A 19,761-nucleotide genomic window follows, 5' to 3' on the forward strand; every position below is an offset into this window, starting at 1 on the left:
GAAAGTCCTCCATGTCAGGGTCAGTGGGCGGGGGGAACGTCGGGAAGATCGGAATCGTCGGGAAGCTCGGCGAGGGCGCCGAGGGTGACGGGCTGGGCGATGGGGCGGCGGGGCGGCCGCTGCGGCTCCCCGGCCAGGCAGGAGACGGCGTAGCCGCAGATGCGGCCCTGGCACCAGCCCATGCCGGGCCTGGCCAGCAGCTTGATCGAGCGCGCGTCGGTGGCGCCGAGGTCCTGGGCCTCGCGTACGCGGGCGAGCGGCACCTCCTCGCAGCGGCACACCAGCGTGTCGTCGCGCAGCCAGCCCTGCCAGCCGGGTTTGACGGGGTACGCCCGCTGCAGCGCCTCCCCGAAGGCCCGCCCGCGCTCCCTGCGCCGCAGCAGCAGCCCCGAATCGGCCCTTGAGGAGCGCGAGTCGGCCACCACGGCGCGGCCGGCGATGCGGCCCTCCGTCTCGGACAGGAGCCAGCCGCCCACGCCCGTGGGCTCCCCGGCGGCCCAGACCCCGGGGACGGAGGTGCGCTGGGCGGCGTCCACGTCGAGCACGGGGCTGCCGTCAACGTCGTTCCGGGTGGCGCAGCCGAGCTGGGTGGCCAGTTCGATCTGCGGCACGAACCCGTACCCGACGGCCACCGTGTCGCACGCGACGACGCGGGTGGAGAGAACGTTCCACTCCTGGTCGAGGCGGGCCACGGTGACGGACTCCACCTCGCGCTCCCCGTGCGCCGCGACCACCGCCTGGCGCGTCCGGTACGGCACGCGGTGCCTGGCCAGGCTCGCGGCGTACCCGGCGGCCTCCCCGGCCTTGCCCAGGGCCAGCAGCGGATGCCTGGCCAGCCCGAGCCCGCCGTTCGCCTCCAGCACCCCGAGCACCCGCGCTCCCGCCGCGGCCAGCCCGGTGGCCACGGGCAGCAGGAACGGGCCGGTGCCGGAGACGACGATCCGCCTGCCCGCCACGACGCCGTTGCCCTTGAGCAGCGCCTGCGCGCCTCCGGCGGTCAGGACGCCGGGCAGGTCCCACCCGGGGAACGGCAGCGGCCGGTCGTGCGCGCCGGTCGCGATCAGCAGCCGCCGCGCCCGCAGGACGACCTGCCGCTCCGTTGAGTCGGCGCCACGGGTGACGCAGTGCACGACCAGGTCCCCGTCCGGCTCGCGAGTGACGCTCCACACCTGGTGGCGCAGCAGCACCTCGGCGCGGGTGTCCAAAGCCCGCGCCTGCCGCAGGAACCGGTCCAGGCCGGGCGCGGGCTTGGGGTCGGCGGCGTGGCGGAAGTACTGGCCGCCGAGCCGTACGGAGGAGTCCAGGAGCGCCACCCGCAGTCCGGCCAGCGCCGCCGTGAGCGCGCCGGCCACCCCCGCGGGCCCGCCGCCGATCACCACCAGGTCGTACGTCATGACGTCGTCACCTCGTCACCGGGCGCGGCCTCCACCAGGCAGGCCCGCTCAGGGGCCCGCCCGTTGACCGAGATCAGGCAGTCGAAGCAGACCCCGATCCCGCAGAACAGCCCGCGGGGCCGCCCGCCGAAGCGGGTGCTGCGCCACGACCGCACCCCGGCCGCGTGCAGCGCCGCCCCGATCGTCTGCCCGGGCACGACGGGTACCGGACGCCCGTCGATCGTGATGTGGAACGTCAAGAGGACTCCTCCGCGAAGCGATCCGGCCGGAAGGGCCGCAGGTCCAGGTCGGTCGGGGAGCCGGTGAGCACCTGCGCGAGCAGGTGGCCGGTCGCCGGGGCGAGCCCGATGCCCGCCCCCTCGTGCCCGCAGGCGTGATAGAGCCCGGGAACACGCGGGTCGGCGCCGATGACGGGCAGGTGGTCGGGGCAGTACGGCCGGAACCCGCAGTACGACCTGATGGCCCGCACCTCGCGCAGCGCGGGGAACAGCGCCACGGCCTGCTCGGCCAGGCGGGCGAGCACCGGCACCGACGTCGTCCGGTCGAACCCGACCCTTTCCCTGCTGGCCCCGATGAGCACGGTGCCCGCGGGCGTGCCCTCCACGACCGCCGACGTCTCCAGGGCCTCCGAGTCGCTGGCCACGTTCGTGACGTAGGCGGCGGTGTAGACCTTGTGCCTGATCAGCGGCTCCGGCAGCGGCTCGGTGACGAGGATGAACCCGCGCCTGGGCAGGATCGGCAGATCGACTCCCGCCAGCGCGGCCACCTCGCCGCCCCAGGTGCCCGCCGCGTTGATCACCGCGTCGCCGAGCACGTCACCCTGGGAGGTGCGCACACCCGCGATGCGGTCCCCCTTCCGCACGAACCCGGTCACCGCCGCCCCGAGGCGCAGCCGGAGCGTTCCGTGGCCGAAGCTCTCCGCGCCGTGCCTGAGCAGGCGCGCGGCGGCCAGCATGGGCTGCACCTGGGCGTCCTCGGGGTAGTACACCCCGCCGGCCAGGCCCTCGGCCAGGTGCGGCTCGTAGTCGCGCAGGGATTCGCCGGGCACCAGGGTGTGCTCCACGTCCTGCTTGGCGGCCAGCTCGGCGAGCTGCCGCCGAACCTCGGGGGTCTCGGCGACCACCAGGCCGCCCTTGGGCTCGAACTCGAAGCCGCCGAGATCCGCGAGCGAGCGCCAGAGCCGGTTGGACAGCAGGGCCAGCTCCAGCTCGGGGCCCGGCTCCTTGTCGGACACCAGCACGTTGCCCTCGCCGGAGCCGGTCGTGCCGCCCGCCACGGGGCCACGGTCGACCACGGTCACGTCGAGACCGGCGCGCGCGGCGTAGTAGGCGCATGCGGCGCCCACGACTCCGGCGCCGACCACGATGACGTCGGACATCCATCACCTCCCAGGTCTGTAATATGTCACATACCCCGCTCTCTTGAGAAGGCCTTTTCCACTGGACGGACGACACCGCCGCCCCCTGCCTCCGCCGCTACCCACCGACGGCATATCACCACCTCACCGCACCCGGCCAAGCTCCCTTCGCGGAGGGGTGGCCCACGCGCCCCGCCGCCCGCCCACCACCCGCGCGGATGCGCTTTGAGTGAGGCCCGCGGGAGGAGCGTGGGCGGTCGAGCCGAGGGGGCGTGCGTGGTCAGGGGTGGGGTGACCGATGGGGGGACCGGGTGGGTGGGCCCGTACCATCGATGGCGTGAAGCTACCCACGGACCACCCCAACCGCCACGTGCGCCGCCTGTTCTCCTTCTGGGCGCCCACGACGCAGTCGATGCGGGCCTGGGCGATGGCGTCCGTGGTGGTCAACGCGGGCATCGCGGTGACGGGCGCGGGCGTGCGCGTCACCGGTTCCGGGCTGGGCTGCCCGACCTGGCCCAAGTGCACGCCGGACAGCTTCATCCCGGTCGCGCACCCCGAGGTGTCGATGCTCAACATGCTCGTCGAGTTCGGCAACCGGCTGCTGACGTTCCTGGTGCTGGCGGTGGGCGTGGCGTGCGTGCTGTCGGCGTTCCGGCTGGCGCCGCGCAGGCGCTCGCTGATGACGCTGGCGCTGCTGCAGCCGGCGGGCGTCCTGGCCCAGGCGCTGTGGGGCGGCCTGGTGGTCAGCACGATGCTCAATCCGTTCACGGTGGGCATGCACTTCCTCATCTCCATCGGCCTGATCGCCGCCTGCTGGATGCTGTACGCCCGGGCGGGCGAGGGCGACGGCCCGGCGCAGCGGGTGGCCCACCGCGACATCCGCAGGCTCGGCTACGCGCTGCTCGCGGCCGTGTTCGCGCTGCTGGTGGTCGGGGTCGGGGTGAGCGGCACGGGCCCGCACTCGGGCGACGAGATGGCCTCCCGCTTCGACCTCGACATCGAGGCGGTGGCCCGGCTGCACGCCGACGTCGCGTACATCGTGGTGGGGCTGACGTTCGCGCTGCTGTTCGCCCTGCACGTGAGCAAGGCGCCGCGGCCCGCCCGGCGGGCGGCGCTGGCGCTGCTGGCCGTGGAGCTGGGTCAGGGTGTGATCGGCTACACGCAGTACTTCCTGGCCGTGCCCGCCGCGCTGGTGCTGCTGCACGTGCTCGGCTCCACGCTGGTCTGGATCGCCGCGCTCAGGGTGGTCACCTCGCTGCGCACCCGCTCCCCGCAGACCGCCCCCGCCGACCACTCCCCCGCCGAAGCCGCCGGAGCTCCCGCCGCCGTCTGAGTGGATATGCCAGGGTATGAGGGGATCGGTCCGCCACTCCCCCACCCCCTGGAGGGTGAGATTTGTTACTGAAAGTCCGCCCCACTCGGAAGGCCCTGCGGCGCGCGTACCAGGGTCTGGTGCTGGTCAGCGTGCTCTCCCTGGCGCCCATGACGTGGGCCTGGCTCGGCAGTTCGACGCACCGGGTGACGGCCGTGGGCGACGCCTGGCTCGGGCGGGTGCCGGCGGCGCAGGCCGCGCTGGTGCTGGGCGCGGGCCTGTACGGCACGCAGCCCACCCCGATGCTGGCCCACCGGCTCGACATCGCCGCCGAGCTCTACCGGGCCGGCAAGGTACGGGCCCTGCTGCTGTCGGGCGACAACAGCCGCAAGGAGTACGACGAGCCGACGGCCATGCGCGACTACCTGCTCCGCAGGGGCGTGCCGGAGCGGGTGATGGTGCTGGACTACGCGGGGTTCGACACGTGGGACTCGTGCGTGCGGGCGCGCAAGGTGTTCGGGGCGCGGCAGGTGACGGTCGTGACGCAGGAGTTCCACCTGCCCAGGGCCGTGACGCTGTGCCGGACGGCCGGGCTGGAGGCGTTCGGGGTGGGTGACGACTCGACCAGGGAGTTCGCCGCGCCCACGTACGCCTACGCCACCCGCGAGCTGCTCGCCACCGCCAAGGCGTTCGCCGACGCGATGGTGCTCCACTCCGACCCGGTCTATCCGGGCCCGCGCGAGGTCTCCCTGACGAACATCCTGGCTCAGCCCGGCGCGCCGGGGGCGTAGCCGGGCGGCGGGGTGCCCCGCGCGGCCGACCTGGCGTGCGCCGTCGGCACCGGGAAGTCCGCCCGGGCCGTGCTCATGCACTCCAGCAGCGCCCGCTGCTCCTCGTGGAAGCCCTGCTCGTCGACCATGTGGCGGGCCGCCCGCTCGTGCAGCAGGCCCAGCTCGGTGGCGGCCAGCTGGTAGTCGCGCATGGCGCGCAGCCCGCGCTTGCCGCCGTGGGCCTTGGCCCACTGCCTGGCCTGGCGCCGCCGGGGGAACGTCGACAGCATGTAGATGTCGGCCTGGGTGACCAGCTTGGTCGGCTCGTACGGCGGCAGGTAACGCTGGATGAGGGCCACGATGCGCCGCCGGTCCTTGAACACCACGCCGATGAGCACGATCAGCACGGCCAGCAGCGCCAGGTAGGCCACCACGAGCCCGGGGAAGCCGCCATAGGAGGCCAGGCCGTTCCACAGGCCGTGCAGGATCATCGCGCCCGACCAGCCCGCCAGGATGTAGAAGACCCGCTCGGGGCCTTCGCGCCGGGCGGCGTAGGCCACGGCGACACCGATCATGGAGCTGAACAGCGGGTGGGCCAGCGGCGACAGGATGCCGCGCAGCACCACGGTGACCGCCAGCCCCTTGACGCCGGAGTTGGACAGCGCGGCGAGGTAGTAGCTGACGTTCTCGCTCATGGCGAAGCCGAGCCCGACCATGCTGGCGTAGATGATGCCGTCGGTGGGGCCGTCGAGCTCGGCCCTGCGGAACCTGAGCAGCCCGAGCAGCACCAGCCCCTTCATCGTCTCCTCCACCACGGGCGCGCCGAAGGTGGCCGCGACGTTGCGGGCGCCGGCCTCCGACAGCTTGGCGGTGTCGATGATGTAGTGCAGGTTGAGGTAGTTGATCAGGCCGGCGACCAGCACCGCGACGCCCGCGCCCCACGCGAAGGCGAAGATCAGGTTGCTGCGCGGCTCCGGCTCCATCCGGTCGAGCGCCAGCACGGCCGCCAGCAGCAGCGGCACCGGCGCGAGCGCCAGCGCGAGCGCGATGAAGAACTGCACCGGAGCGCCGTTGAGCACGTCGAAGGAGAACGAGACCAGAGCGCATACGCCGGTGAGGACAAGCCCGATGATCAACGCGAACGACGGGCGGTCCTTCAACACCCAGCGTGGATCACGGGTCGCCATACGGTGACTTTAACGGATCAGAGGGCCGGGGTCCGTGCCGGTCAAGACAGCCTCACCGTCCGGACACGCGGCCGCATGACCGTCAGGCCAGCAGCGGGTCGATGGCCACGGCCAGGAACAGCAGCGCCAGGTAGGCGTTGGACCAGTGGAAGAAGCGCATGGGGCGCAGGTCGACGCCGGTCTTGCCGGCGTTGAGCCGGGCCAGCAGGCGGTGGACCTCCCACAGGCACATGGCGCCGAGGACGGCGGCCACGATCGGGTAGAACAGCGTGGTGCCGGCCACCGGCCACAGCGCCAGCGAGCACAGCACGGTCGCCCACGTGTAGGCGATCGACTCCAGGATCACGCGCCGCTCGGTGGCCACGACGGGCAGCATGGGCACCTTGGCCGCCGCGTAGTCCTCCTTGTAGCGCATGGCCAGCGTCCAGGTGTGCGGCGGCGTCCAGAAGAACACCACCCCGAACAGCACCAGCGGCGCCCAGTCGAGCCGCTCGGTGATGCCGGCCCAGCCGATCATCACCGGCATGCACCCCGCGATGCCGCCCCACACGATGTTCTGGGCCGTGCGGCGCTTCAGGATCATCGAGTAGACGAGCACGTAGAACAGGATCGCCCCGGTGGACAGCATGGCTGCCAGCCAGTTAGTGGTCACCCAGAGGCCCACCAGGGACAGCACGCCGAGCACGATGCCGAAGACCAGCGCGCCCCGCGGCGACACCTGGTGCCTGGCCAGCGGCCTGCGGCGGGTGCGGCGCATCTTCTGGTCGATGTCGCGATCCACATAGCAGTTGAGCGCGTTGGCACTGCCCGCCGATAGGGTGCCGAACACCATGACCGAGATCGACGTCCACAGCGGTGGCAGGCCGCCCGCCGCCAGGAACATCACCGGAAGCGTCGTGATCAGCAGCAGCTCGATGATCCGCGGCTTGGTGAGCGCGATGTAGGCCTTGACGATCATGCCGATCGAGCGCGGCCCCTCCACCTGCGGAGATCGGGCCGTCGCCTGCCTGTTGGTCAGCACCGTCAAGGCGCTTCCAGCCTGTGCGGAGTCAACGCGTAACCTCTGATTAGAGCGGATCCATGGGTGGGCGCCGTGACGCCCCTGCGAACAAACAAACTGTAGTCGCAGGGGCGGCCGGTCCGGCCAATGGGGGGCTTGCGCCGCACATGGACACGTGCGGGTGGGATGGGAATCGTTCGCCAGCTCCACTCGGTTAGGGTCCCGTGTGGGCGGGATAGCCAATCAATGACTACTAGATTCCGGAGATCGAGCACTTGAGCACCGAACTCGTGCCAGCCCTCGAATGGACCGACCTGGACAAGCAGGCGGTCGACGTCGTTCGAGCCCTGGCGATGGACGCAGTGGAGAAGGCGGGCTCGGGTCACCCCGGCACCGCCATGAGCCTGGCTCCCGCCGCATACCTGCTGTTCCAGCGTGTGATGCGTCACGACCCGACGGATCCCAAGTGGGCCGGGCGCGACCGTTTCGTGCTGTCGTGCGGTCACTCGAGCCTGACGCTCTACATCCAGCTCTACCTGTCCGGCTACGGCCTCACGCTCGACGACCTGCGCCGGCTGCGCCAGTGGGACAGCCTCACGCCCGGTCACCCCGAGTACGGCCACACGGCGGGCGTCGAGACCACCACGGGCCCGCTCGGCCAGGGCCTGGGCAACGCGGTCGGCATGGCGATGGCGGCCCGCCGCGAGCGCGGCCTGTTCGACCCCGACACCGAGGCCGGCGGCTCGCCGTTCGACCACCACATCTGGTGCGTGGTCAGCGACGGCGACATCGAGGAGGGCATCAGCCACGAGGCCAGCTCCATCGCCGGCCACCAGAAGCTGGGCAACCTCATCGTCGTGTGGGACGACAACCAGATCTCCATCGAGGACGACACGCTGATCGCCAAGTCCGAGGACGTGGTCAAGCGTTACGAGGCCTACGGCTGGCACACCCAGAGCGTCGACTGGACCGAGACCGGCGAGTACGCCGAGGACGTCCAGGCGCTCTACGACGCGCTGCAGGCGGCCAAGGCGGAGACCGACCGGCCGTCGTTCATCCGCCTGCGCACGATCATCGGCTGGCCGGCCCCCAACAAGAAGAACACCGGCAAGATCCACGGCTCGGCCCTGGGCGAGGCGGAGGTCGCCGCCACCAAGGAAGTCCTCGGCATGGACCCGGCCAAGACGTTCGACGTCCCGGCCGCGGTGCTGGAGCACGCCCGCGGCGTCGCCCAGCGCGGCCGCGCCGAGCACGCCGAGTGGGAGAAGGGCTACGCCGAGTGGCGGCTGGCCAACCCCGAGCGCGCCGAGGAGTTCGACCGCATCTCCCAGCGCGAGCTGCCCAACGGCTGGGCCAGGGCGCTGCCGTCGTTCGAGACGGGCGCGTCGATCTCGACCCGCAAGGCCTCCGGCGACGTGCTCAGCGCGCTGGCGCCGGTGCTGCCGGAGCTGTGGGGCGGCTCGGCCGACCTGGCGGAGTCGAACAACACCACGATGAAGGGTGAGCCGTCCTTCATCCCCGAGGAGTTCCAGACCAAGGAGTTCCCCGGCAACCGCTACGGCCGCACGCTGCACTTCGGCATCCGCGAGCACGCCATGGGCGCCATCCTCAACGGCATCGCCCTGCACGGCGGCACCCGCCCGTACGGCGGCACCTTCCTGGTCTTCTCCGACTACATGCGCCCCTCGGTGCGCCTGGCCGCGCTGATGAAGCTGCCGGTCACGTACGTGTGGACGCACGACTCCATCGGCCTCGGCGAGGACGGCCCCACCCACCAGCCGATCGAGCACCTGTGGTCGCTGCGCGCGATCCCCGGCCTCGACGTGGTGCGCCCGGCCGACGCCAACGAGACGGCATACGCCTGGAAGGCCGTGCTCAAGCACACCGACCGGCCCGCCGCTCTGGCTCTGACCAGGCAGAACCTGCCGGTCGTCGAGGGCACCAGCGCCGAGGGCGTCGCCCGCGGCGGTTACATCCTGCGCGAGGCCTCCGACGGCCAGCCCAAGGTCATCCTCATCGCCACCGGCAGCGAGGTGGAGATCGCACTGGCGGGCCGCGAGCTGCTGGAGGGCAAGGGCATCCCGACGCGGGTCGTGTCGATGCCGTGTGTCGAATGGTTCAAGGGGCAGGACATCGCATATAGGCAGACGGTTCTGCCTTCGTCGAACCGGGCTCGGGTCGCGATCGAGGCCGGCATCGCGCTCGGCTGGCACGAGTTCGTCGGCGAATGCGGCGAAGTGGTCGGTCTCGAACACTTCGGTGCCTCCGCCCCGTACAAGACTTTGTACGAGCTGTTCGGGCTGACGGCGGAGCGCGTGGCGGCGGCGGCACATGCGAGCCTGGCCAAGCTTGGTCAGGAAAAGGGCGAGACGACGGGAAACTGAAGAAGAGATGAGCGAGATCCTCAAGAACCTGTCCGGCCAGGGCGTTGCCATCTGGCTCGACGACATCAGCCGTGAGCGACTGCGCACGGGCAACCTGGAGCAGCTGATCCGCGAGAAGAGCGTCGTCGGGGTGACCTCCAACCCGACGATCTTCGCCAACGCGCTCAGCAAGGGCGACGCCTACGCCTCCCAGCTCCACGACCTCGCCGTACGCGGCGTGGAAGTGGGCGAGGCCGTGCGCGCCATCACCACCTACGACATCCGCTGGGCCGCCGACGTGCTGCGCCCCGTCTTCGACGCCACGGGCGGCGTGGACGGCCGCGTGTCGCTGGAGGTGGACCCGCGCCTGGCCCGCGAGACCGAGAAGACGGTCGCCGAGGCCCGGGCGCTGTGGTGGATGGTCGACAGGCCCAACCTGTTCATCAAGATCCCGGCCACGGTCGAGGGTCTGCCCGCGATCACGCAGGCGCTCTCGGAGGGCATCAGCGTCAACGTCACGCTGATCTTCTCCCTCGAGCGCTACCGCGCGGTCATGGACGCCTGGCTGGCCGGCCTCGAGGCGGCGCAGGCCAAGGGCCTCAACCTCGCCACGATCGAGTCGGTGGCCTCGTTCTTCGTCAGCCGCGTCGACACCGAGATCGACAAGCGGCTCGACAAGGTGGGCAAGCCGGAGCTGAAGGGCAAGGCGGGCATCGCCAACGCGCGCCTGGCCTACGCGGCGTACGAGGACGTGATGAACTCCGAGCGCTGGCAGCGCCTGCGCTCGGCGGGCGCCCGTCCGCAGCGGCCGCTGTGGGCCTCGACCGGCGTCAAGAACCCCGACTACTCCGACACCATGTACGTCGACCAGCTCGTCGCCCCCGGCACCGTCAACACGATGCCGGAGAAGACGCTCGACGCCACGGCCGACCACGCCAACGTCACCGGCGACACGGTGCGGCCCTTCTACGAGCAGGCCTGGAACACCATGGCCGCGCTCAAGGAGGCCGGCATCGACTACGACGACGTGGTGAAGGTGCTGGAGGACGAGGGCGTCGAGAAGTTCGAGGCGTCCTGGAACGAGCTGCTCGAGAGCGTCACCAAGAACCTGGTTCCGTGATGGAGGTGCTCTACCGCGAGGAGGGGGTGGCCTCGGCCGCTTCCTCCGTCGCGGGGCGCCTCGTCGCCGACGGCGTGCCCGCGCGGCTCGCCGCCGGCGACCCCACGCTGTGGGGTGAGGACGCCGAGCGGGAGGCGGCGGTCAGGCTCGGCTGGCTGACCCTGCCCCGCTACTCTCGCGAGCTGCTGCCCGTGCTGGGCGGGCTCGTCGAGCGGGCCCGCGCCGCGGGCCTGACCAACGTGGTGCTGGCCGGGATGGGCGGCTCGTCGCTGGCGGCGGAGGTCATCTGCGCGACCGCCGACGTGCCGCTCACCGTGCTGGACACGACCGACCCGGGGCAGGTGCGGCGCGCGCTGAGCGAGCAGCTCGACGCCACGGTGGTGGTCGTGGCCGGCAAGAGCGGCTCGACCGTGGAGACCGACTCCCTGCTGCGGATCTACGAGCGGCTGTTCACCGACGCGGGCCTGGCCCCCTCCGGCCGCGTCGTGGTCGTCACCGACCCGGGCTCGCCGCTGGAGAAGCGGGCCGTGGAGGCCGGTTACGCGCTGGTGCTCGCCCAGCCGGACGTCGGCGGCCGTTTCTCGGCGCTGTCGGCGTTCGGGCTGGTGCCCAGCGCGCTGGCGGGCGCCGACGTGGCGCGGCTGCTGGACGAGGCCGGGGAGGTGCTGCCGCTGCTGTCGCGCGACACCGGCAACCCCGGGCTCGACCTGGGTGCCGCGCTCGGCGGCGCGGCGCTGGCCGGGCGCGACAAGCTGCTGCTGGAGGACCAGCTCTCGGCCATCACCGGGCTGCCCGACTGGATCGAGCAGCTCGTGGCCGAGTCCACCGGCAAGCAGGGCAGGGGGCTGCTGCCCGTCGTGGGCGCCGACCCCAACGAGAGCGGCGACGAGCTGGTCGTCGCCATCGAGACCGACGTCGGGGACGTGCGCGTGGACGGGCCGCTGGGCGCGCAGTTCCTGGTCTGGGAGTACGCCACCGCCCTCGCGGGGCTGCTCCTGGAGATCAACCCGTTCGACCAGCCGAACGTGGCCGAGTCGAAGGCGAACACCGCGGCGCTGCTGGCCCTGCCCGACCTGCCGACCGGCGCGCCGTCGTTCGTGGACGGGCCCGTCGAGGTGTACGGCGCGGCCACGGCCCGGGACCTGCCCGGGCTGTTCGCCGAGTTGCTGAACGCGATACCGGCGGACGGCTATCTGTCGATCATGGCCTTTCTGGACCGGATGGCGGCCTTCGACGCCCCGGTGCCCGACGGGGCCGACTTCGAGCAGATGACCGACGCCTGGATGATGGCCGACCCGGCGACGCTGCGGGCGCTGCTCGCGCTGCGCACGAACCGGCCGGTGACGTTCGGGTGGGGCCCGCGCCTGCTGCACTCGACGGGGCAATACCACAAGGGCGGGCCGCAGAACGGGGTGTTCCTGCAGATCACCGGGGCGGTGGCCGAGGACGTGACGGTCCCCGGCCGGCCGTACACGCTGGGGCGGCTCCAGCTGGCCCAGGCGCTCGGCGACCTGGGGGCGCTCGAGACCCGCGGACGGCCCGCCGTACGACTGCATTTGACCGATCGCGCGGCGGGTGTCGCGCGTTTGCTCGCAGCAGCACAGGAGGCTTGACATGACTGACCCGGCAGCACCCGTGGAGGAGGCCGTCGCTGTCGACAAGACTGTGGCGGCCACTGTAGCCACCACAGCCGCGGGCACCGCCACCACCGAGGAGGTGGCCGCCGCCAACCCGCTGCGCGATCCGCGCGACAAGCGGCTGCCGCGGGTTGCGGGACCGTGCGTGATGGTGTTGTTCGGCGTGACGGGTGACCTGGCCAAGCGCAAGCTGTTGCCGGCGATTTACGACCTGGGCAACCGGGGGCTGCTGCCGCCCGGCTTCTCGCTGGTCGGCTTCGCCCGGCGCGATTGGAAAGACCAGGATTTCGCCCAGTTGACGCACGACGCCGTCAAGGCGCACGCCAGGACGCCCTTCCGCGAGGAGGTCTGGAAGCAGATCCGCGAGGGCATCCACTTCGTGCCCGGCGAGTTCTCCGACGACGGGGCGTTCGACGCGCTGGCCATGGCGCTGGCGGAGATCGACGAGACCCGGGGCACGGGCGGAAACTACGCGTTCTACCTGTCGGTGCCGCCGAAGTTCTTCCCCGTGGTGGTGGAGCAGCTCAAGCGGACCGGGCTGGCCGACGCGCCCGACGGGTCGTGGCGCCGCGTGGTCATCGAGAAGCCGTTCGGGCACGACCTCAAGTCGGCCCACGAGCTGAACGAGATCACCAACTCGGCCTTCCCGGAGAGCTCGATCTTCCGGATCGACCACTACCTGGGCAAGGAGACCGTCCAGAACATCATGGCGCTGCGGTTCGCCAACAACCTCTACGAGCCCATCTGGAACCGCGGCTTCGTCGACCACGTGCAGATCACCATGGCCGAGGACATCGGCATCGGCGGGCGCGCGGGCTATTACGACGGCATCGGCGCGGCCCGCGACGTGATCCAGAACCACCTGCTCCAGCTCCTCGCGCTGGTCGCCATGGAGGACCCGACCTCGTTCGACGCCTCGGCGCTGCGGCGGGAGAAGGAGAAGGTGCTCAAGGCCGTGCGGCTGCCGGCCAACCTGGCGCTGAACACGGCGCGGGGCCAGTACTCCGCCGGCTGGCAGGGCGGCGAGAAGGTGGTCGGCTACCTGCAGGAGGAGGGCATCTCGCCCGAGTCCACGACCGAGACGTACGCGGCCGTCAAGCTGGAGATCGCCAACCGCCGCTGGGCGGGCGTGCCGTTCTACCTGCGCACCGGCAAGCGGCTGGGCCGCCGGGTGACGGAGGTGGCCGTGGTGTTCCAGCGGGCGCCGCACCTGCCGTTCAGCAAGGACGACACCGAGATCCTGGGCCAGAACGCGCTGGTGGTGCGGGTCCAGCCGGACGAGGGCATCACCGTGCGGTTCGGCTCGAAAGTGCCGGGGACCGCCATGGAGGTCCGGGACGTCTCCATGGACTTCGCCTACGGCGAGTCGTTCCTGGAGTCGTCTCCGGAGGCGTACGAGCGGCTGCTGCTCGACGTGATGATCGGCGACCCGCCGCTCTTCCCGCACCAGCGGGAGGTCGAGCTGTCGTGGACGATCCTCGACCCGATCGAGGAGTTCTGGGCCACGCAGGGCCAGCCCGAGCCCTACGAGTCCGGTTCGTGGGGGCCGCCGTCGGCGGACGCGATGATGGCCCGCGACGGCCGCGTGTGGAGGAGACTCTAAATGACGACCTTCATGCTGTCGGACACGACGGCTGGGAAGATCTCGGCGCAGTTCACGCATCTGCGCCACCAGATGGGCGCGCCCGCCATCGGCATGGTGCTGACGCTCGTGGTGGTCTGCGAGGAGCGCCACCAGTACGACGCGCTGCGCGCGGCCACCGACGCGGCCCGCGAGCACCCGTCGCGCATCATCGTCGTGATCAACCGTGAGGCCGACGAGCCGATCAGGCTGGACGCGGAGCTGCGCATCGGCGAGTCCACGCCGGGCGAGGTCGTGGTCCTGCGCCTGTACGGCGAGCTGACCCAGCACGCCGACTCCGTGGTCAGCCCGCTCCTGCTGCCCGACACGCCCGTCGTGGTGTGGTGGCCGGGCGCGGCGCCCGACGTCCCGGCCAAGGACGCGGTCGGCGCCCTCGCGCAGCGCCGGATCACCGACGCCAGGGGTTTCGACGACGGCGGCGTCAAGTCGCTGGTGACCAGGGCCAAGGGATACTCCCGCGGCGACACCGACCTGTCCTGGGCCCGGCTGACGCCGTGGCGCAGCCTGCTGGCGGCCGCGTTCGACCAGCCGGTGGGCAAGGTCCGCAAGGGCGTGGTGGAGGCCTCTCCCGGCAACCCGAGCGCGCCGCTGCTGGCCGCCTGGCTGTCGGACCGGCTCGGCGCCCCGATCAAGGTCGTCGACTCCTCCGGCCCCGGGCTGACGGCCGTGCGCCTGCAGCTCAACGACGGCGACCTGACCGTGGTGCGGCACGACGCCCGCCTGGCCACGCTGTCGCGGCCGGGCCAGCCCGACCGGAACGTGGCCCTGACCCGGCGCCAGACCGCCGAGCTGATGGCGGAAGAGCTGCGCAGGCTCGACCCCGACGAGATCTACGAGGCCGCGGTCAAGCGGTTCGCACGCACGTACAAGGGATGACGTGGGACCGCAGTGGCTGAGAAAGTAGTACCTGTGAGCGTTCCCAGCGTGGTCGTCCACCGCGACGCCGATGTCCTGGCCAATGCCGTGGCGGCACGGATCATCACCCGCCTGGTCGACGTGCAGTCGGCCAAGGGGTCGGCCTCGATCGTGCTCACGGGCGGCACGGTCGGCATCGCCACACTGGCGGCGATCGCCGCGACCCCCGCCCGCGACGCCGTCGACTGGCGCCGGCTGGACATCTGGTGGGGCGACGAGCGCTTCGTGCCCTCCGGCGACAAGGAACGCAACGAGACCGGCGCCCGGGAGGCCCTGCTCGACCACGTGGACGTCAACCCGGAGCGGGTCCACGTCATGCTCGGCCCCGACTCGGGCCTGACGGCCGAGGAGTCGGCCGAGTCCTACGCGGCCGAGCTGCGCAGGGCGGCCCGGCCGGAGGACCACGGTCCCGTGCCCGGCTTCGACGTGATGCTGCTCGGCATGGGGCCCGACTCGCACGTGGCGTCGCTGTTCCCGGGCATGCCCGCGCTGTACGACACGCGCGCGGTGGTGGCCGTCCACGGCGCGCCGAAACCGCCGCCGACCCGCATCTCGCTGACGCTGCCCGCCATCCAGTCCTCGCGCGAGGTCTGGGTGGTGGCGGCCGGTGAGGAGAAGTCGGGCGCCGTCCGGCTGGCGCTGTCGGAGTCGGGGCACGTCCAGGTGCCCGCTTCGGGTGCCAGAGGGCGGGCGCGCACGCTGTTCCTGCTGGACCGGGCGGCGGCGAGCAAGATCCCGCCGGAGCTCGGGCGCATCTCGTCCCCCTGAGGCCGTGATTCCGAGCCCTGATTCCGAGCCCTGATTTCGGGCTCTGATTTCGGACGGGGCGGGGGCCACGCGGTTCCCGCCCTGTGTCGTCCCTACCCGGCCAGCTGGTCGATCTCCTCGATCAGCGCCTGCTTGCGCTCCTCGGCCAGGTACGACGCCCGCACGCCGTTCCTGGCCAGCTGGGCCAGCTCGGACTTGCCGAAGCCGAAGGCGCGGGCCGCGGCCCGGTACTCGTCGGCCAGCGTCGTGGCGAACATGGGCGGGTCGTCGCTGTTCAGCGTCACGTACAGGCCCTCCTCCAGCATCCGCGGCAGCGGGTGCCCGGCGAGGTCGGCGACCTGGCCGGTGCAGACGTTCGAGGTGGGGCAGACGTCCAGCGGGAGCTGGGTGTCGCGCAGGTGGGCGACCAGGCGCGGGTCGGCGAGGCAGTTGATGCCGTGGCCGATGCGTTCGGCGCCGTAGCCCTCGATGACCTCCCAGATCGTCTCGGGGCCGGACATCTCGCCGCCGTGCGGGACGCTGTGGAGGCCGGCGGCGCGGGCCGCCGAGAACGCCGATCGGTACGCGTCCCGATATTTCGGGCGCTCCTGCTCGATGCCGCCGATCCCGAAACCTACCAGCGCGGCGGGAGGTTCCTGGAGCGCGTGCTCCACGGTCACCTTGGCGGCCTCCTCGCCGTACTCGCCGGGGATGTCGAAGATGTACGCCATCTCCACCCCGTGATCGGCCAGCGAACGGGCGGCGGCCAGGTCAAGGGCCTCCGTCACCTCGCGCATGGACATGCCGACGATGTGGTGGGCGTACGGCGTCACCTGGAGCTCCACGTAGCGGGCGCCCTGCGGGGCCAGGTCGCGGGCCAGGCCGAGGACGAGGGTCGCCACGTCCTCCGGCTCCCTGACGAGCGCGTTGACGGCCCGGTACACCTGGGCGAAGTGCGGGAAGTCGCGGAAGGTGTAGAAGCGGCGCAGCTCCTCCTCGCTGGTGGGGACCGTGCTGCCGGGGTGGCGGCGGGCGAGTTCGAGCACGGTGGGGACCGAGGCCGAGCCGATCAGGTGCACGTGGAGCTCGACCTTGGGGAGCGCGTCGATGAAGGCGTCGATGGTGGCGTCGGTGGTGGCGTCGGTGGTGGCGTCGATGGTCATGGCGACGACCATACGAGCGATATTTCCCGAAAAAATAGCCTTCATGGGGAAATCTCACAGAAGAATGTCAGGATCGGCGGCTGGGATAGGGTTGAAGGCGTGACCAACGCCGAAGCGTACGATCGCGGCTTCGCCCACCTGAGCTCCCACACCGTCGGCCCCCTCCTCGATCGGGCGTGCGCGCCCCGCCTGCTCGACATCGGCTGCGGCACCGGCGTGGTCACCTCCGCGGCGCTCGCGTTAGGCGCCGAGGTCACGGCCGTGGACGCCGATCCCGGCATGCTCGAGCTGACCGCGCGCCGCCACCCGTACGCGACGATCCGCCAGGCCACGCTCCCCGAACTCCCCTTCGACGACGGGGAATTTGACGCTATAGCCGGAAATTTCGTCATCAATCATGTGCCCGACACGGCCAGGGCACTCAAGGAGCTCCACCGAGTGCTGCGTCCCGGCGGCACCATCGCGCTGACCTGGTGGAAGTCCGACGAGATGACCGCCACCAACGTCTTCGCCGACGCCATCGCCGCCGCCGGGGTCCCCTACGAGCCGCCGGCCCGGCCGTTCACCGGCAACGACACGCCGCGGCGCTTCACCGAGCTGCTGGAGGCGGCGGGGTTCGAGGCGGCGGCCGTCGATCCGGTGCGCTGGCGCCACCGGGTCGACCTGGCCACCTGGTGGGACGACATCGTGCAGGCGGGCGGCCCGCGCTTCGCGATGATCGCCAGGCAGCCGCCGGAGACCTTCGAGCGGATCAGGGCCTGCTACGCGCGGCTGGCGGCCCCGTACGAGCGGGAGGGCTTCCCCGTGTGCGCCTACCTGGCGCACGCCGCCCGGTCAGGCCTTTGACCAGGCGGTCACCAGCGGCATCAGCACCCCGTCGACCGACTCGGCCACGAACTCCGGCCCGAACGGCGGTCCCGCGAAGATCATCCGATGCCAGACCAGCGCCTCGGCGAGCGTGAAGAGCCGCCCGGCGTCGACGGGCCCGGACAGCTCCCCGCGCTCGGCGGCCCGCTCCAGCAGGGCTTGCACGTCGTCGAGGTCCTTGGTGGGCATGTGCGCGCGCAGGGTGCGCGCCAGCTCCTGGTTGGACACCAGCGTCGAGGACAGGCCGATGACGAGCGTGTGCTTGCGCTCCACCGTCTGGCACAGCCCGCGGAAGATGGAGACCAGGTCGCCGCGGAGCGACCCGGTGTCCTCGCCCGCGGGCGCGTCCATGTCGAAGCGCCGGCAGATGACGTCGACCACCAGCTCGGGCTTGCCCGACCAGCGCCGGTAGATGGTGGCCTTGCTGGCCCTGGCCCGTTTGGCGATCTGGTCGACCGACATCCGGTCGTAGCCGACCTCCGACAACAGCTCCATCGTGGCGTCGAGAATGGCCCTGTCGCGATCAGGGTCTAGTGGAGCCACGCACACGTCCTTCAGCTGTAGGCGATTTCATCGAATCGTACGCCCGTCAGTTCCGTCGACACGTCCCAGAGCCGCCTGGCGTCCGCCTCCGAGCGCGCCCTCTCCGACGGCGTGAGGCGCTTGAGCTTGGGGCCGATGAACTCGCCGCCGCGGACGTCGGGCGAGGTCGCGGCGTAGAGCGAGGGCACCGCCCCGGCCGCCGCCGACTTGAAGAACACGCCCATGAGGGGCTGTAGCGGCCCGAGCTTGACGATGTTCGTGGCGGTGGTGCCCGGGTGGGTGGCGACGCTGATGAGGCCCGTGCCGGCCCTCTCGGCGCGCCGTTGGAGCTCCAGGGTGAAGAGCAGGTTGGCGAGCTTGGAGCGCCCGTACGCGCCGAAGCGGCTGTATCCGCGCTCCAGGCCGAGGTTGTCGAAGTCGATCCTGCCCATGGCGTGGGCGTCGCTGGAGACGTTCACCACGCGGGCGGCGGGAGCGGCCAGCAGGAGCGGCAGCAGCAGGCCCGTGAGCGCGAAGTGGCCCAGGTGGTTGGTGCCGAACTGCATCTCGAAGCCGTCCTTGGTCTCCTGCCGCGCGATCATGCCGATGCCCGCGTTGTTGACCAGCAGGTCGAGCCGGTCGACGCCCTCGGCGAACCGCCTGACCGAGGCCAGGTCCGCGAGGTCGAGCCGGCCGTACTCGACCTCGCCGCCGGGCACCGCCCGCAGGATGTCCTCCACGGTCGCCTCGCCCTTCTCGGGCGAGCGCGCGGCGACGATGACGCGGGCGCCGTGCCTGGCCAGCTCCAGCGCGGTGGGCCGGCCGATGCCGCTGTTGGCGCCGGTCACGATGGCGGTCCTGCCGGTCAGGTCGGGGATGGAGTCGGGGGTCCAGCCGGTCATCGCCACTCCTCGGGTCTGGGCGCATGAATCGCTACTTGACTCATTGGTGTACGAAACCGTTTCGTACACCACCACCCTAGCCCAATCTCTGCCGCGCGTGCCGCTCCTCGCGCCGGGCGACTTCCAGCCGCTGCTCGCTCTCGGTGAGCCTCTTGCGGGCCTTGGCCAGCTTCCGCTCCAGCAGCGCCACCCGCTCGGCGCGCTCGTCGTGCTCCCGCACGGCGGACTCCAGCGCCGCCTGCCACTCCCGGTGCGCGGCCTCGGCCTCCTCGCGTTCCCTGGCCCTCCTGGCCTCGGCCTCCTCGCGCTTCTTCGCCTCGTCCTCGGGGGACGGCCGCCTGGCGGGCCGCTCACGCGGGACGGGGGCGGGGGCGAAGCCGCTGTAGCTGAGCGGCTTGACCAGGCAGCCCCGGCGCACCTGCGCGGCCGCGCCGGCGTCCACGATGGCGGACTCCAGCGTCTGGTCCACCTCGGCCGCCGCCGCGGGCGACAGGCCGCCCGCCTGCCTGACGAGCCTGCCCACCTTGCCCATGACGCCGGCGCGGCGCCGGGTCAGCTCGGCCAGCGCGTCGGCGTCCTGCTCCTGCCAGGCCGCGCGCAGCCGCTCCCCCACGTCGAGCAACTCGGCGAGCTCGTCGGGGCGCTCGCGGACGACCCGGTTCACGGCCCAGGCGGACACCGTGGGCTTGCGGAGCTTCGCTATCTCGCGGGTGAGCCCCGCCTCACCCGCGTCCTTGGCCGCGCGGGCCTCGGCCTCGCGCGCGGCGGTGAACTCGGACGGCGGCAGCGCGTAGAGCCGGCCGGCCACCTCGTCAAGATCCACACAGGTCAAATACCCCACATCCGCTGGTTTGTAGCGCATA

Annotated in this window: 18 protein-coding genes; 9 read left to right on the plus strand and 9 right to left on the minus strand. The window is 71.7% G+C overall.

What is annotated here, in order from left to right:
* Positions 1-20 precede the first annotated feature (20 nt).
* The 3 genes from ACWDRB_RS29235 to ACWDRB_RS29245 are packed head-to-tail and all read right to left on the minus strand — an operon-like array spanning position 21 to position 2,772.
* On the minus strand, positions 21-1,394 hold the full coding sequence (locus ACWDRB_RS29235) for an FAD/NAD(P)-dependent oxidoreductase (protein ID WP_449898890.1): 1,374 nt from the start codon (positions 1,392-1,394) through the stop codon (positions 21-23).
* Positions 1,391-1,633 carry a (2Fe-2S)-binding protein gene (locus ACWDRB_RS29240; RefSeq protein ID WP_185076981.1) on the minus strand — a complete coding sequence of 81 codons (243 nt, stop codon included), beginning with the start codon at positions 1,631-1,633 and terminating at the stop codon, positions 1,391-1,393. The genes ACWDRB_RS29235 and ACWDRB_RS29240 overlap by 4 nt, the downstream gene beginning before the upstream one ends.
* On the minus strand, positions 1,630-2,772 hold the full coding sequence (locus ACWDRB_RS29245) for an NAD(P)/FAD-dependent oxidoreductase (RefSeq protein WP_350740008.1): 1,143 nt from the start codon (positions 2,770-2,772) through the stop codon (positions 1,630-1,632). The genes ACWDRB_RS29240 and ACWDRB_RS29245 overlap by 4 nt, the downstream gene beginning before the upstream one ends.
* 316 nt (positions 2,773-3,088) lie before the next feature.
* On the opposite strand from ACWDRB_RS29245, the gene ACWDRB_RS29250 reads away from it, so the two are divergent.
* Positions 3,089-4,084, plus strand: a complete 996-nt coding sequence (locus ACWDRB_RS29250) for a COX15/CtaA family protein (protein ID WP_449898893.1) — start codon at positions 3,089-3,091, stop codon at positions 4,082-4,084.
* A gap of 62 nt (positions 4,085-4,146) precedes the next feature.
* On the plus strand, positions 4,147-4,854 hold the full coding sequence (locus ACWDRB_RS29255; RefSeq protein ID WP_449898895.1) for a SanA/YdcF family protein: 708 nt from the start codon (positions 4,147-4,149) through the stop codon (positions 4,852-4,854).
* Here the strand turns inward: ACWDRB_RS29255 and ACWDRB_RS29260 are convergent.
* A complete protein-coding gene (locus tag ACWDRB_RS29260) occupies positions 4,830-6,020 on the minus strand; it encodes a PrsW family intramembrane metalloprotease (RefSeq protein WP_350739999.1) in 1,191 nt (396 codons plus the stop codon). The two genes, ACWDRB_RS29255 and ACWDRB_RS29260, sit on opposite strands and share 25 nt — an antisense overlap.
* Before the next feature lie 82 nt (positions 6,021-6,102).
* Positions 6,103-7,047 (minus strand): heme o synthase, encoded by a 945-nt coding sequence (locus ACWDRB_RS29265; RefSeq protein WP_350739996.1) that lies wholly within the window; start codon positions 7,045-7,047, stop codon positions 6,103-6,105.
* Between the two features lie 248 nt (positions 7,048-7,295).
* On the opposite strand from ACWDRB_RS29265, the gene tkt reads away from it, so the two are divergent.
* The 6 genes from tkt to pgl are packed head-to-tail and all read left to right on the plus strand — an operon-like array spanning position 7,296 to position 15,465.
* Positions 7,296-9,404, plus strand: coding sequence for a transketolase (tkt, locus tag ACWDRB_RS29270; RefSeq protein WP_364260248.1), 2,109 nt, complete (start codon positions 7,296-7,298; stop codon positions 9,402-9,404).
* Between the two features lie 7 nt (positions 9,405-9,411).
* Positions 9,412-10,503, plus strand: coding sequence for a transaldolase (tal, locus tag ACWDRB_RS29275; RefSeq protein ID WP_449898898.1), 1,092 nt, complete (start codon positions 9,412-9,414; stop codon positions 10,501-10,503).
* Entirely contained in the window at positions 10,503-12,116 is a 1,614-nt protein-coding gene (locus ACWDRB_RS29280; RefSeq protein WP_449898981.1) for a glucose-6-phosphate isomerase, read from the plus strand. The genes tal and ACWDRB_RS29280 overlap by 1 nt, the downstream gene beginning before the upstream one ends.
* Position 12,117: 1 nt before the next feature.
* The gene (gene zwf / locus ACWDRB_RS29285) at positions 12,118-13,743 is read left to right on the plus strand and encodes a glucose-6-phosphate dehydrogenase (RefSeq protein WP_449898900.1); all 1,626 of its coding nucleotides are present in this window, start codon (positions 12,118-12,120) and stop codon (positions 13,741-13,743) included.
* Positions 13,744-14,658 carry a glucose-6-phosphate dehydrogenase assembly protein OpcA gene (locus ACWDRB_RS29290; RefSeq protein WP_449898902.1) on the plus strand — a complete coding sequence of 305 codons (915 nt, stop codon included), beginning with the start codon at positions 13,744-13,746 and terminating at the stop codon, positions 14,656-14,658.
* A gap of 33 nt (positions 14,659-14,691) precedes the next feature.
* On the plus strand, positions 14,692-15,465 hold the full coding sequence (gene pgl, locus ACWDRB_RS29295) for a 6-phosphogluconolactonase (RefSeq protein WP_357742282.1): 774 nt from the start codon (positions 14,692-14,694) through the stop codon (positions 15,463-15,465).
* A 92-nt stretch (positions 15,466-15,557) separates the two neighbouring features.
* Here the strand turns inward: pgl and add are convergent, their stop codons facing one another.
* Positions 15,558-16,607, minus strand: coding sequence for an adenosine deaminase (gene add / locus ACWDRB_RS29300; protein WP_449898905.1), 1,050 nt, complete (start codon positions 16,605-16,607; stop codon positions 15,558-15,560).
* Positions 16,608-16,706: 99 nt separating this feature from the next.
* Between add and ACWDRB_RS29305 the strand changes: the two genes are divergently transcribed.
* A complete protein-coding gene (locus ACWDRB_RS29305; RefSeq protein WP_449898907.1) occupies positions 16,707-17,453 on the plus strand; it encodes a class I SAM-dependent methyltransferase in 747 nt (248 codons plus the stop codon).
* On the opposite strand, the gene ACWDRB_RS29310 is transcribed toward ACWDRB_RS29305, so the two are convergent.
* From ACWDRB_RS29310 to ACWDRB_RS29320, 3 genes are all read right to left on the minus strand, one after another.
* Positions 17,442-18,017 (minus strand): TetR/AcrR family transcriptional regulator, encoded by a 576-nt coding sequence (locus tag ACWDRB_RS29310; RefSeq protein WP_350739974.1) that lies wholly within the window; start codon positions 18,015-18,017, stop codon positions 17,442-17,444. The two genes, ACWDRB_RS29305 and ACWDRB_RS29310, sit on opposite strands and share 12 nt — an antisense overlap.
* An 11-nt stretch (positions 18,018-18,028) precedes the next feature.
* Complete coding sequence (locus ACWDRB_RS29315) at positions 18,029-18,898, minus strand: oxidoreductase (RefSeq protein ID WP_449898911.1); 870 nt, start codon at positions 18,896-18,898, stop codon at positions 18,029-18,031.
* Between the two features lie 76 nt (positions 18,899-18,974).
* Positions 18,975-19,721 (minus strand): hypothetical protein, encoded by a 747-nt coding sequence (locus ACWDRB_RS29320; RefSeq protein WP_449898914.1) that lies wholly within the window; start codon positions 19,719-19,721, stop codon positions 18,975-18,977.
* Between the last annotated feature and the right edge of the window lie 40 nt (positions 19,722-19,761).

The organism is Nonomuraea sp. NPDC003707, from assembly GCF_053587055.1.

Coding starts and splice junctions, on each gene's coding strand:
- ACWDRB_RS29290 (WP_449898902.1), top strand. CDS start 13,744: ATGACGACCTTCATGCTGTCGGACACGACGGCTGGGAAGATCTCGGCG.
- tal (WP_449898898.1), top strand. CDS start 9,412: ATGAGCGAGATCCTCAAGAACCTGTCCGGCCAGGGCGTTGCCATCTGG.
- ACWDRB_RS29280 (WP_449898981.1), top strand. CDS start 10,503: ATGGAGGTGCTCTACCGCGAGGAGGGGGTGGCCTCGGCCGCTTCCTCC.
- add (WP_449898905.1), bottom strand. CDS start 16,607: ATGACCATCGACGCCACCACCGACGCCACCACCGACGCCACCATCGAC.
- zwf (WP_449898900.1), top strand. CDS start 12,118: ATGACTGACCCGGCAGCACCCGTGGAGGAGGCCGTCGCTGTCGACAAG.
- ACWDRB_RS29260 (WP_350739999.1), bottom strand. CDS start 6,020: ATGGCGACCCGTGATCCACGCTGGGTGTTGAAGGACCGCCCGTCGTTC.
- ACWDRB_RS29245 (WP_350740008.1), bottom strand. CDS start 2,772: ATGTCCGACGTCATCGTGGTCGGCGCCGGAGTCGTGGGCGCCGCATGC.
- ACWDRB_RS29235 (WP_449898890.1), bottom strand. CDS start 1,394: ATGACGTACGACCTGGTGGTGATCGGCGGCGGGCCCGCGGGGGTGGCC.
- ACWDRB_RS29315 (WP_449898911.1), bottom strand. CDS start 18,898: ATGACCGGCTGGACCCCCGACTCCATCCCCGACCTGACCGGCAGGACC.